This is a genomic window from Ruminococcus sp. RTP21358st1_G6_RTP21358_211008 (genome assembly GCF_040908885.1).
GTDB lineage: Bacteria > Bacillota > Clostridia > Lachnospirales > Lachnospiraceae > Blautia_A > Blautia_A faecis.
Window position 1 is genome coordinate 34,025 of record NZ_JBDGDM010000021.1, and the last position, 12,531, is coordinate 46,555.

12 protein-coding genes are annotated in these 12,531 nt (G+C 43.3%); 3 read left to right on the forward strand and 9 right to left on the reverse strand.

Annotated features, from left to right (window positions below; all coding sequences use genetic code 11):
- Nucleotides 1-3: 3 nt before the first annotated feature.
- On the reverse strand, nt 4-942 hold the full coding sequence (locus AB5Z12_RS10110) for a ParM/StbA family protein (RefSeq protein ID WP_020436706.1): 939 nt from the start codon (nt 940-942) through the stop codon (nt 4-6).
- 217 nt (nt 943-1,159) lie between these two features.
- Here AB5Z12_RS10110 and AB5Z12_RS10115 point away from each other — a divergent pair, with 217 nt between their 5' ends.
- The 3 genes from AB5Z12_RS10115 (at nt 1,160) to AB5Z12_RS10125 (ending at nt 3,181) form a co-directional block, all read left to right on the forward strand.
- Entirely contained in the window at nt 1,160-1,660 is a 501-nt protein-coding gene (locus tag AB5Z12_RS10115) for a hypothetical protein (RefSeq protein ID WP_021650057.1), read from the forward strand.
- Nucleotides 1,661-1,809: 149 nt separating this feature from the next.
- Entirely contained in the window at nt 1,810-2,403 is a 594-nt protein-coding gene (locus AB5Z12_RS10120) for an RNA polymerase sigma factor (protein WP_173769169.1), read from the forward strand.
- Nucleotides 2,375-3,181, forward strand: coding sequence for a hypothetical protein (locus tag AB5Z12_RS10125; RefSeq protein WP_005333388.1), 807 nt, complete (start codon nt 2,375-2,377; stop codon nt 3,179-3,181). Before AB5Z12_RS10120 ends, AB5Z12_RS10125 begins: the two co-directional genes overlap by 29 nt.
- Before the next feature lie 577 nt (nt 3,182-3,758).
- On the opposite strand, the gene AB5Z12_RS10130 is transcribed toward AB5Z12_RS10125, so the two are convergent.
- The 8 genes from AB5Z12_RS10130 to AB5Z12_RS10165 form a co-directional block, all read right to left on the reverse strand.
- Nucleotides 3,759-4,175, reverse strand: a complete 417-nt coding sequence (locus tag AB5Z12_RS10130) for a hypothetical protein (protein ID WP_020436703.1) — start codon at nt 4,173-4,175, stop codon at nt 3,759-3,761.
- A gap of 62 nt (nt 4,176-4,237) precedes the next feature.
- The gene (gene srtB, locus AB5Z12_RS10135; protein WP_005333383.1) at nt 4,238-5,020 is read right to left on the reverse strand and encodes a class B sortase; all 783 of its coding nucleotides are present in this window, start codon (nt 5,018-5,020) and stop codon (nt 4,238-4,240) included.
- A complete protein-coding gene (locus tag AB5Z12_RS10140; RefSeq protein WP_005333381.1) occupies nt 5,017-6,237 on the reverse strand; it encodes a CHC2 zinc finger domain-containing protein in 1,221 nt (406 codons plus the stop codon). The genes srtB and AB5Z12_RS10140 overlap by 4 nt, the downstream gene beginning before the upstream one ends.
- Before the next feature lie 54 nt (nt 6,238-6,291).
- On the reverse strand, nt 6,292-7,239 hold the full coding sequence (locus tag AB5Z12_RS10145; protein ID WP_005333375.1) for a hypothetical protein: 948 nt from the start codon (nt 7,237-7,239) through the stop codon (nt 6,292-6,294).
- An 83-nt stretch (nt 7,240-7,322) separates the two neighbouring features.
- Entirely contained in the window at nt 7,323-9,560 is a 2,238-nt protein-coding gene (locus AB5Z12_RS10150) for an ATP-dependent RecD-like DNA helicase (protein WP_005333356.1), read from the reverse strand.
- A 51-nt stretch (nt 9,561-9,611) separates the two neighbouring features.
- Nucleotides 9,612-10,652 (reverse strand): YqaJ viral recombinase family protein, encoded by a 1,041-nt coding sequence (locus tag AB5Z12_RS10155; protein WP_259320787.1) that lies wholly within the window; start codon nt 10,650-10,652, stop codon nt 9,612-9,614.
- An 11-nt stretch (nt 10,653-10,663) separates the two neighbouring features.
- Nucleotides 10,664-11,803 (reverse strand): hypothetical protein, encoded by a 1,140-nt coding sequence (locus tag AB5Z12_RS10160; protein WP_005333353.1) that lies wholly within the window; start codon nt 11,801-11,803, stop codon nt 10,664-10,666.
- 398 nt (nt 11,804-12,201) lie between these two features.
- On the reverse strand, nt 12,202-12,396 hold the full coding sequence (locus AB5Z12_RS10165) for a hypothetical protein (protein WP_005333351.1): 195 nt from the start codon (nt 12,394-12,396) through the stop codon (nt 12,202-12,204).
- Nucleotides 12,397-12,531: the final 135 nt, after the last annotated feature.

Genomic DNA, 12,531 nt, shown 5'->3' on the forward strand with positions numbered 1-12,531 from the left:
AAATCACACTCCAGCCTGTGTCATGCGATACAAAAGATCATATCCATCGGCATTTGCTTTCATATCCCGGATAAAGGTATGTTTTCCCAACCGGTCTGCCTGCTCCAGAAATCGTTCCAGAAGCACTGCTCCGCCGCCGATAAACACCGTATAAGTAGATTTTGTATCAATGCCCCGCTCTCGGATGCTGTTCAGAAGATCGGTAACAAAATTCTGAACCATGGTTTCTACTGCCTGTACAACAGCTTCCTCATAATACTGCGTTTTTCCCTTGATGATACTGTCGATATCTGCCTCCTCCAGAAGCATGTCATATTCACTGTTAATACTGGAAATGATATCGTTATACATGGTAATCACACCTTTTTCCAGAGAATCACAATAATCCATATCCGGTCTGCCACTTCTCATCAGAAGATAATCAGAAGTAAATCCGCCAATATCAATCCCTACGACTTTCGGAATCTCACGGATTTCCATCATCCTCGTCATCATGGCTGCATAATCCTGCGGAAACGCCATTACATTCTGTATACAGAGGTGATAGACTTTATCGTTGAAGCACAGTTCCTGCACCTTCCCGTCCCCTTTGAAATAGCGTTCATATCTCTCACAAAGCTCTGCAAAATGCTTCGGCGGAAGCCCAATCGGAAGTTCCACCTGAATGACATCCTCCGGCTGGATCTGGCTTTTCTGCTCCAGCTCCATTGCAATGGCAAATAAAGTCAGAATCCAGAATCGGTTCCGGCTGTCCTGCGTCTTGTCCCTCTGGTACGGAATCCGCTTCTCACTAAGGGTATAATACTTTCCTTGATATTTCAGATACTTCTCTCCCCTGGCAGGCTTTTTATCCTGTTCCGTCAGTCCTGTGGTAAAGATAAAATGACAGGTTTTCATGTTCCGGTTCCCGTGATCCACGGCTACTCTTAATTTTTTAATCATAATGATTTCACTCCTTTGTATTTGATACTTATTCTGTACGTAGGAGGTACCTAGAGTGCAACTCTTTATAATCCATTTTCTTATTTTACCAATCAAAAAATTCAAAAAACAAAAATTAAAAATTATCTTTTTTAATTTTTTAAATAAATGCAACCGTTACAATATTTACTGTGTATCTTATTACAAAGGGAACCTTGGAAAGGAGTCGTGTACATATATGAAGGCTTATAAAAAAATAATCAGTTTTATCCTAACACTCGTTATGATGCTGTCGCTAAGTGTTAATGTTTTTGCAGCAGAGCCGCTTACAGATGACCCTAATATGATTGAATGGAAGTACACTGTGTTTGCTAACGAAAGCCTGCAGAAAGTTGTTGAAGAAGGTGTTATTCCAAATGCATATGCCCGATATACTTGGCGCGGAATCACATTGAAAAATGGCGAAGTCGCCATATTAACACCATCAAATAACAGTATGGGACTTTATTGTAATAGCGGCAGATACATAACTATAAATTACACTTTGAGCCGTTCTGCTTTTCATCGTTCAAGAGTACGCGCATACGTAGCTGGACCTTCATCAGAATTTGTGCGTGAGATTACAGCAAGTGGTTTGCGTTCAGGATTTACGACACAGGCAACAGATTACTATTACGGCATGGTAACTAATCTGTCCTCTGATGCCTTTACAATCAAATCATTTTCTATTACATTTTAATAGTGGAAAATATTTCAAGTGCTGGTGAGTACTTATCCTGATTTTAATTGAAGCTTTTTAACTTGGTTTCTCGGTTCCCTTTTTTGAAAATACACATTCCCATTATTAAACCACTGCTATAGTATTCACTGAATTTATGAGGTAGAAGCATGTTATTTAACATAGATGAGAAACAACTGATGCTCGAACTAAAAAATAAAGATGAGCGCGCTTTAAAAATATGTATGAACAAATACTACAGATATGTTGTATACATAGTCGAGAATATTATTGGAAGTGCTTTGCCATATGAAGACAAGGAGGCGGTCGTGTCTAATGTTTTTGTAGCTCTATGGAATTACAGTACAGATTTAGATACAGATAACTACAGCACATTCAAACCCTATTTAGGAACAATCGCAAGAAACATGGCAAAAAACGCATTACGAAAAACCTCTAAGATGCATTTTGAAAATTACGAAGATGCGTTTCAGGTTGGAACGAACGAACATATTGAATACGGGCCGTTAAAAGAAGAAGTAATCAAATGCTTAAAAGAAAGCATATATGAACTATCAGTTGACGAAAGAAAATGTTTTATCTCGTACTACTATTACACTAAGACAATCGCTGTAATAGCAGAAGAAACCGGATTAAAAGAATCTACAGTAAAATCCAAACTGTTACGCGGACGTAAAAAATTAAAACTAAAAATGGAAAAGAAGGGATTTAGATATGAAGACTGTAAAATTTTCTTTGAATGAGTTAATGAGTGAAATTGATGAATCTTTTATTGAGGAAGTGTATTTTCATGATTGCAATAAAATACTGAAAAAATATTCCAAACAAAAGATACGTCAAAATGTATTTTGTAAAACAGCTTCAAAACATAAGCCTTTAAAGTTCACTTATAGAACTGCAATTATTGTAACTGTGGTTTCAGTGTTTTTGTGTATGCCTGTATATGCTGCAATCAGTCATCTGTTAACATCGGCTTTAATTGATGACAGCAATCGACATTTAATCGGGACAGAAACCAATGATAGAAGCTACATCATATTAAAAGACGGTGTATATACCAATGAAAAGGGGAAAGTTGTTGATATTGAGGAATTAGCCAAATCTTCATCAGAATTTCCTGAAAGCAGAATTGTTAAAAGCAGTCTGATGCCTAATTTCATACCATCATCAATAGTAGAGATTCCTACTGATAAATCAGATGAAATGTATATCATTCCAGAAATAATTCTAATCAACAATTCACTTTGTGTACTTACACAAGACAATGGAAAGGGATGGGAACTAACTGATAAAGATAATATAGTCATTTCGTTTGATAAATATAAATCAGACATTACAGTATCCCAAGATTTGATTATCGGTTATGTAAAAGACGGGATAATGTATGAAGGAGAAGTGTTCGATGAACTGAGTGGAAAATATAGTTTCTCACCAGATGAAAAAGGGGAATATTTTTTCTATCTGCTTAGCGGAAGTTCCGATTATCTATCTCTTAAAAGCGGTAATCTGGAGGTAAATTAAATGTTGCTTTTGCGGGACTTCAGCATACCAATTAACTTTAGTATAAGGACAGGAAGACCTCTTCCGTACAGGAATAGGTCTTCTTGCTGTCTCCGTGCATGCTTTAAAGTATAAATAGGCTTTAATCTGGATACAATTTCAACTGCATCGTTGATACACGCTGTGTTTATCTCGTTTACTGTATCATTCATAAGAATTTAATTGGTTATGTTTATTGTGATGATAGAGTAGCCTTTGTTTTGAACATCTTCCTTGAAAGATTTGTAAACGATACTGTAGATTATCATATTCATTATGTCGGCGTAGATTCTTTAGATGAAGAATGTATTGAATGCAGAAAATACTCTGATTATTGTGAACATATTTTACCTGCTTTCTGGATAGATGACGATTTTTGTGAATAATGAAACACTGGTGTTTGGTTATTCAAAATTTAAGCTGATAGATACTGGTGTTAAGTATATTAATCCGAAGCATTTTTCCGTAAAAAACTTTGTAAAGTATTGCAGATTCAATAAAGAGTGAAATTACAGTAAAATAAAAGATAGTTTTTTCGTTCCTTTGTTATGCCATTGTTCTACGCCGGAATCTTTTCTGCCATCTCCGGCAGGCACTTCTCAAATAATTCCCGATATCTTCGATACCCTTCATCCCGGAGTGGACCTTGCAGTGATGTCAGAGACCAAAGGAGAAGCTCTTCCTCTTCCACAGCATACGGAGAGGTATAGACAAATTTTTTCCCGTCAAAATGCGGTTTTGATAACTTCAGTATTTCCGTAATCTCTCCTTTTGTTTCCGCCTGCATAATCATTTCCACTTTCTTCCGATGGAACTCGCAGACGATGCTCTCCAGAAATCCCTGCTTCAGATAAAATTCCGCCCTTCTATAAAGTTTTACAAGAGCCTCCACTCTTTCATCAAATAACTTGTCCTTTTCACTGACTATCATCTGTGCCAGTGCGTTTGCATGTTCCATAACCAATGCTGTTCCCATTACATTTCCTCCCATAATAAAAGCTGGCATAAGAAATTTCTTCTCACACCAGCACGATTCTTTTATTCCTCTGTGATGATCTCACTGCTTAATTTTCCATGTACCAGATAGCGATAATTCCGTCTGGAATTGACACAGGTAGACAGCGTAACTATCCGATCCGTTGCCGACAGCTCGGTGCCGGTATCATAATCCCTATAAGAAGACACCGTATCCAGAAACGTCTGAAAATCTTCCGCTTCCGGGAAATGATACCTATATCCCTCACTTCCGGTTCTTCCCGCATAGCAGGAAAAGATACGATACTTGAGGATCTTGTCCGGCAAATAGAGATAAAACTCCGGATGTTGTTCAAATAGCTCTTTGTCTTGGTACTTATCCAGAGTTCCGAACATGCTCCCGTTTTTCATATTATGCCCGTACACGATCGTATTCTGATCCGTAAAGTCCGGCTGATTATGGCAGTCCACAAAGATGCTCCCGTTGATATTGGATTCTCCCGAAAAAAGGTGATGAAGATAATATGCATTATCTTTCCCCTGTACCACCGGATAACTAATATCCAGTGCCGGAATCTGAATCCACGCTATGACATCCGGATTAACCGCTTTTAAACCTGCAAAATCAATTTCTAGATACCTATTCTTAGGTTCCTCCTTTTCTTTCTCAGACTCCGGTGATTCTTCTTCCTCTGGTTCCTGAACATATTCCTGCAGTTTCTCGTAACTTACGTCCCCTTTCTGATACTTCAGATAAGCACCAAAGAGTTTTCCTGCCGCTGCGAGAAAAACAAGCAACAGGCAGATAATGAGTCCTGCAAGAACCGTATTTCCTTTTTTTCTCATGATTGTTCTCCTTTCGGAAGAGCCGAAGTCTGTGCCCCGGTTCCTTCCTTCTGTTTGATGGCGGCTAAATAGTCATCAATCCCCTTGTGTTTCCCGTTCCACTCCCCGCTCTCGTCCATATCCCAGACCATCCGGTTCATCGGCAGGGAAAGCTCCCGGCAGATTTCATAGACCTTATTGCAGCCGTTCTGGATAATCCTCCGTTTCTCCGCCTTATGCTGGCAGATAACAGGGGAACGCTCAAAACAGACCGCACACTTACTGTCATGCTTATTGCAGGCTACTTTCATCTTCTTATCCATGTCATACGCCTCCAAAAGCTGTTTCATCCCATATCCTTTCATCCGCTCCAGCACCGGTTTCAGATTCCGGTACTGGTTCACTCCGGCAACGCACACAAAGGTAGCGCCGGACAGATAATGGGCTATGGTCCCTTTTAAGGCTCCTTCGGTCAGATAGACACGTTCTGCGGCAAGATCACCGATCACATGTACCGGACTTCCGGAGGAAACTCCCTGGTCATAATTGACACTGGACAGCCAGATATATTTTTTCGTGTCAGTCACATGATCTACCCGGATCTGAAAACCCTGGATGAACCCGTCCAAAGAAACTATGGGAATCAGGATTCCTGAGTTTTCTGCTTTGAAGTTAATCGTCCAGTTTCCGTCTGTATCCCGGTAGAATCCCGGCACGCCTTTCACCATATATCCTTCTTCTGCCAGCCTTTTGACCAGCTTCTTCATTCCAAACAGCGGGACACTCCGGTAACGCTGTGCTTCGATCTGTTCCGGTTTTAATCCTCGTCTTTGCAGATCCTCCTGATGCTTCCTGTTAAGCGTGAGCATGGACAGCATTCTCTGATACGTCCGGTGGATTTCCTCTATGGGTGCAAGCTCTGCCGTTGCCTTTTCTTCCTGTACCGGCGTTGCTTTGATATAATCCGTCCGGTATTCTCCTTTTCCTAATGCTTCCCGGATCTGCTGATTTGCTTCGGAGAGTGTAACATTGTGCAAATCCGCATAAAGCTTCAGCATCCCCCCGGACGCATCACAGCGGTTGCACCGGAATACATTCTTTTCCACATTGATATTCAGTTTTCCATGCGTCTCTCCACAAAACGGGCAGTCATAATAGTTTCCCCGCCGCTTTCTGAGATGCAGCACCTGCACCACATCCAGTATTCCATAATCAAACCCAGACATATCATAATACATCCCGGTCTCTTCCTCCTTTCCCCCGCAGAAAAAAGCTCTCTGCGGGGTTCTTCCTTAACCAGCCATCGGCATTGCTTTTTGTAAAATTACCTTTGCTGCCGCCGGAACCAGATTGTTCGGTCCGGAATATTGCTCGGCAAACCACTGGATCGTTGACGGGCTTTCAACTGCCACCTGTCCCATGGTCTTTCCGCCGTATTTTCCCTTTCCCGGAATCACAGTCCCGACTGCCATTTCATAGTTCATGTGTTTCATCAGTTCTTCTACCGGAAGGGACGTATCCAGATTCTGTAATGCTCCCTGCAGCATCTGTCCGGTCTTTGGCGGCGTAGAGGCAGCCGGAGCGGAACCGTAGCCAGGCATTTGTCCACTGCCATGGTAAATGGTGCTTCCCGCCGCCTGTGCCTGCTGATAGAACTGATTCATCATCTGCTGGCCTGCATATTCCGGCTGACCTGGCATCTCTCCATAAGTTGGCATAGGGGCATTTGGCATGACACCCGAATCCGGCATGGCTGCATTTTCCATGGCACCTGAATCCGGCATCTGTGGATTCTGATATGGAATTCCGGCATCTACCTGTGCAGGATCATTTTCCTCTCCCACATCCGCAAACTGCACACCATATCCGGCATCCGATAATGCCCTTCCTACGGCTGCTGTTTCTGCCATTTCCAGAAATTTGTCTCCAAACTTCGGGTCATCGCTCCGGAATTTCTGCGAAAAGGAATTGGCTACATAATTGTCTTCCTGATCACATTTATCCAGATAGATACGTGCTTCCACAACTGCCATGTTCTCTGTGAAAGTGATAATCCGGCTGATGATCTTTCCTGCCGGATTGACCAGACGAAACCATAGCTTCCGGTATTTCACATCCAGATAAAGCTGCTCCTCCTGCCCTTCTTCTCCAATCTTTCTTGCCAGTTCCATCGGATGGAAGCCATCCACACGGTTCAAAGCGGCAACTGCCTCTGATTTCTTATACAATAATTCTTTCATTCTCTGCTCCTTTCATTTAGAAAAGCAGACGTTCCCCTATATAAGAGTAATAGTCCGCTTATTTCAAAAATTGAAAAATATTTTTAAACAACAAGTTTTAACTGCTCCATTTCCGGTTTCTGTTCACTCTGATACTGATCGTAATACTGTACGATCCGCTCACTCAGAATGGTGTTCCTTGTCCCGCTGTCATCCGTATGGATTGCCTGACAGACTGCAGCCCATTCCCCTACCAGATAAACCTTGCTTTTCGCTCTGGTCACTCCGGTATAGAGAATATTGCGCTTCAGCATCATATAAAAGGCTTTTACCCAAGGGATGATGACAACCGGACATTCGGAACCCTGTGCCTTATGGATGGTTGTTGCGTTAGCATGTTCGATCATTTCCATCTGGTCAGCTTCATATTGCACCTGCCGCCCATCCGGGAATCCGATCACTGCCCTGGCATTTCCATCCTCATCCGTGATACAGTCCAGTATCCTGCCCAGATCGCCGTTACTCGCCATCTCGGTATTTTTATTCTGTAAAATCTTATCGCCAACCCGGAACACCTGACTGCCGATATGCAGTTCCTTCTTCCCTGCGATTGGCGGATTTACAAAATCCTCCAGAGATTTGTTCAATTCATCCACTCCGGCAGCACTGCGTTTCCGATACGGAGTCAGGATCTGTACCTGATCCATGCCGTTTTTTGCAATCTCGTCCAGATAAATCCTCCGGACAATCTCTGCCGCTTCATCTGCTCCTTTACAGGCAATGAACTGAAAATCCTCCCCAAAGCTCAGATTAGTCTTATTCTCCTGCATCAGTTTTGCATTATAAGGTATGCTGCTCAAAGCGCCCTGCCGGTAAACCAGATCCAGTACCGTGACCGGAATCAGCCCGCAGGCAATCAGTTGCCGGAACACATCCCCGGCTCCTACGGATGGAAGCTGGTTCTTATCCCCGACTAAAAGGACTCTGGCATGTCTGCTAACCCGCCGGAAAAATTCATAGGCAAGATGCATGTCCACCATGGACACCTCATCTACATTTAGAAATCCGGCAGACAGGTACTCAAAATCCGGTTCAAAATCCGTATCATCTCCCAAAAGCCCCAGGGCCAGATGCATCGTGGATGCATTTTCACAGCCGGTACTCTCCACCATACGTCTTGCCGCACGTCCGGTCGGAGCCATAAGCTGTACCTCTGACCTGCATAACGCCTGATGGATATAGAGAATCACCTTGAGAACCGTTGTCTTTCCGGTTCCGGGACCTCCGGTAATAATACTGATGGGATGTGCAAACACCATCCGCACTGCCTGTTTCTGTGTTTCTGACAGCGTGATCCCCAGTGTCTTCTGTGCCTTTTCCAGCTCCGGTTCAATGGACAGCAAAACCGGCTTCTCCAAAAGCCGTCTGGCTATCATGGAAGCGGTCTGTGTTTCTTCTTCATACTGCCGGATAGAATAGATCCGTTCTTCCTCCACAACAATGCTTTTTTGCAGCACCAGCCGGTAAAGCACCTGACTGACATCCTGCTCCGATACTGCCATGACCTGCAGATCCCGGTTCAGCATTTCCAGTGCTTCCCTGATAACCTCCTGACGCTGCTTAAACAGATGTCCTTCTTTCATTGCCTGATTCATGATATGTCCGATGCACCCGGATATCCGCATGGGATCATTGAGTGCACAGCAGCACTGTCTTCCGATCGCATCCACAGTCAGAAACCCGAAGCCTTTGACTGCACTCAGCATGTAAGGGCGGTGCCGGATAATATCCACCGATTCATTTCCGAATTTCTTCAGAATCATATTCACTTTTTTGGGTGTTACCTTAAAAGGCGCCAGAAACGTCATCAGTTCCCGGAACACCTGGTTTTTTCCATAGGACTCCACAATAGCAGCCAGCTTCTTCTCGGAAATTCCACGGATCTTCAAGAGTTCCTGCGGGTTGTTTTCCATGATTTCCAGTGTCTGAAGCCCAAACTTCCGGAAAATAGTATCTGCCATCTTGGGACCGATACCTTTGATTGCACCGGAAGAAAGGTATCCTAAGATACCCTCCTTTGTCCGTGGTACAACCTCCATGAAATTTTCCACCTGATACTGAGTTCCATGCTCTCCGCTCTCCCATCTGCCTTCCATCTCAAGCTCAATCTCGTCTGTAAGCGGAAGACCGAATCCAATCGCTGAGAAGCCGATGATATTCCGGGATGCCAGATATTTGTCTCTGGCTGACAGGGGGACAGACGTATCCTGTGTGGTGAATATGGCAATCGTATACCCATTCTCCTCATTCTGGAAAATCTTATGTTTAAATCTGCACCTCATTGTTTATATCCCTCCAGCTTTTTATCCGCATCCGTTCATTTGGTTTTCTCATTACGCCGCCTCCTTCTTAATTCGGAAAGTACGGCTCTCCGTTGTTTTTGTATATTCCTCATAGATATCCGGATGCTGGTTTTTCAGCTTCTCCATCTGGTCTTTCCCAACCGAAGTACGTCTGGTCGGATTATAGGTAATACGGTAACGGTTCGTACCGTCCTCCAGCACTGCCTTGCAGCCCTGCCCCAGCTGTTCCACAAAAGGAACACTGATTGCCCGCTGTTCTGCTTCGATTTCCTTTTTCCGTTTTTCCAACTGTGACTTTTCCTCCGAAAGGGTAAGATACTTCTCAAGATTTTTTGATTCCAGACCGGAAAGCACAATTTCCGGAATAGATTTGTCTGCAAAACCACCATAATTACGGATATTTGCCAGAACCAGATCGGAATTCCCGTTATGCGGCGGTACTACATTTTTCAATACATGTTCCTGCCAGAAATACGTTTCCTGATCAATGATGTCTTCTTCCTCAATCAGATCACGCTCAATGGTGCGATACACAAACTCATTCTCGTTATTTCCATACAGGCATGCGATAAAGGCTTTCTGCATATTCATCACAGACAGATAATGCCTTACCTGCAGCACATAATGAGCTGGAATACCCTCATCAGCCCACTTATCTTTCGCATTATAATTGCAGGTTTTACATTCCAGAATCGCAAATGTCCCATCCGGCATACGAACAAAAAAATCCACATCTGCAAGCATGAACGGATATAATGGATGCCGGAACATGACACGTACCGGAAATACTTCCAGTCCGGTCTTTTTGGAAAAGATTTCTGCCACCAGATCTTCCAGCCGGTGTCCGACTTCCTTGGCAACCCAGTTGCTTTCCTCTTCCTCCTGAATGACCGGCTGCACACCTGTTTTGTTGTAAAACAGATCCCGGATAGTGGCAAATGGAGAGATCCCCATGATTGCCGCTACATCACTGCCGCCGATTCCTTTTTTGCGGTATTCCAACCAGTCTTCTCTTGACAGGTTACTGATATCCACAACCTTTTCCGGTGTATACTCTGCTTTGTTATTCATTCCAATTCCTCCTAACATTTGACTGCTCCATAAACGTCATATTTTTTCCAGTCTTTTATAAGCGCCTTCGTAATATCCTCCTCCAGCTTCAGGATGCCCTGTCCGGACATTCCTTCACAGGCTGCAAAAAAGGAGGCTTCATTCATGGCATAATAAAGATCATGTGCCGTACAGGCACCTTCCCCGTTCTGGGATACAAATAGCTCCACCACCTCATTCCGGATCTTCTGTTTAATGCCAAGTTCCTTCATCAGCAGCTTCAGGCAGTTCACCGGATTACGGATCTCAATGTCCATAAGCTGAGTAAGATTCTTCATCGCATCCACATAGCGGGCGCATACCTGCTCCAGATTTTTCCGGAAGTCCAGAATCGTTGCCCCTTTATCGTGAGCCAGCTTGATTGGACTTCCCAGACTGATAACGCCGTTTGGTCCGTCTGTCAAAAGCATCGGATACAGATTTGCACCGCTCGCTGCCACGTCAGATGTGGTAAAACGAAGTGCCGGTGACAGGATCTTCTCATCCATTCCGTGTGCATCCAGTGCTTTTCGGTAAGTATCCAGAAGTTCCTGACTTCCTCCGAGCTTCCACATGGCAGATACAATGGAATGGTCATAGATACCAGAGCCCTCCATGTAAACACTGCCTTTGAAATTCAGATTCAGATATTCGCAGGTTGTCTCAAACATGGCTTTCATATCAAGGATGCAATAATCATGTTTATCCCCGCCATGTACTGCGGAAACCTTTCCGTCCGCAATCTTAATCAGGGCATCCCCTTTTGCAACCCGCAGGCAGTAATTGACTACCTTCGCATATGTTGCCTTATCCAGCTTGCGAAGCCCGTCTCCATTGACACCTGCGCGGCTTAAAATGGTGCGGATGGCACAGTCACGTACCGGATAGGATTCTCCTCTCATTTTCAGTACAAGCTGCGTATTCTTCTCTGTATCCTCCAAAATTTCTTCCATGGATGCATCTGCCGCATCCAGATTTTGAGCCTCCTTTTCCAGTGGTGCCAGCCGTAACGTATTCGTTGGCTTTCTGATCCATTTGGCATTTCTTCCTCTCTCTGCCAGAAACTCCAGCAGATCTTTTACTTCTGCAAAGGATCTCTCAAATCCATCTGCATACACTCTTGCTTCATTCATGTTCTTATTCCACCTTTCTTAAAATAATATTTATCCATCAACAGCCGAAGCTGGTTGTGGCATGCAACTATGCCGAAACCTAAATGTAAGCACAAAAAAAGAATGAAAAGAGAGTCTTTTCTCTGTTCATTCTTAAAAGTCTGGTTTCTTCCTGAAAAAACAAAAGTGCCACGCAGCCAAAAAAGGCATACCGTGACACTCACTACAAACATAAACTACTTATGCCAGGAATCAGCTCCTGCTGTTTCCTGTAAGTTTGGAGATTCTTATGAATCCCGAAACTCCCCAAAAAGGGTGTGCATAAAATAAACTATATCAGTATACTAGCACAAGATATTCCTCATGTCAATTCAGGCTTATACTATATATGGTGTTTATATTTGTTCAAAATACTACATCTATTTTTCTACTACGAATTCAATCTTCTCTTTCAGATACTCCCGGCAGCCAAACCGAACCGTTCCACACTGCTTTGACTCCTCTTTCGCCTTTTCATTACAGCAGTCCAAGTAGGGACAATCGTTACATTGATTCCGCAGTGCTTCCTTCGCCCATTCAATTTCCTGCTCATTTCCTATAATCCGCACAGACATCCACTTCCTTTGCTATCATCATACCCCAAAATCCATTTTCTATCATCCATAATTTCTTTTTTTGTATCATTTTAGTAAATTACGGTTATATTACGGAATAATCACTATATTTCAAATATATCTCTATTTTATTCC

Coding starts and splice junctions, on each gene's coding strand:
- AB5Z12_RS10110 (WP_020436706.1), bottom strand. CDS start 942: ATGATTAAAAAATTAAGAGTAGCCGTGGATCACGGGAACCGGAACATG.
- AB5Z12_RS10115 (WP_021650057.1), top strand. CDS start 1,160: ATGAAGGCTTATAAAAAAATAATCAGTTTTATCCTAACACTCGTTATG.
- AB5Z12_RS10120 (WP_173769169.1), top strand. CDS start 1,810: ATGTTATTTAACATAGATGAGAAACAACTGATGCTCGAACTAAAAAAT.
- AB5Z12_RS10125 (WP_005333388.1), top strand. CDS start 2,375: ATGAAGACTGTAAAATTTTCTTTGAATGAGTTAATGAGTGAAATTGAT.
- AB5Z12_RS10130 (WP_020436703.1), bottom strand. CDS start 4,175: ATGGGAACAGCATTGGTTATGGAACATGCAAACGCACTGGCACAGATG.
- srtB (WP_005333383.1), bottom strand. CDS start 5,020: ATGAGAAAAAAAGGAAATACGGTTCTTGCAGGACTCATTATCTGCCTG.
- AB5Z12_RS10140 (WP_005333381.1), bottom strand. CDS start 6,237: ATGTATTATGATATGTCTGGGTTTGATTATGGAATACTGGATGTGGTG.
- AB5Z12_RS10145 (WP_005333375.1), bottom strand. CDS start 7,239: ATGAAAGAATTATTGTATAAGAAATCAGAGGCAGTTGCCGCTTTGAAC.
- AB5Z12_RS10150 (WP_005333356.1), bottom strand. CDS start 9,560: ATGAGGTGCAGATTTAAACATAAGATTTTCCAGAATGAGGAGAATGGG.
- AB5Z12_RS10155 (WP_259320787.1), bottom strand. CDS start 10,652: ATGAATAACAAAGCAGAGTATACACCGGAAAAGGTTGTGGATATCAGT.
- AB5Z12_RS10160 (WP_005333353.1), bottom strand. CDS start 11,803: ATGAATGAAGCAAGAGTGTATGCAGATGGATTTGAGAGATCCTTTGCA.
- AB5Z12_RS10165 (WP_005333351.1), bottom strand. CDS start 12,396: ATGTCTGTGCGGATTATAGGAAATGAGCAGGAAATTGAATGGGCGAAG.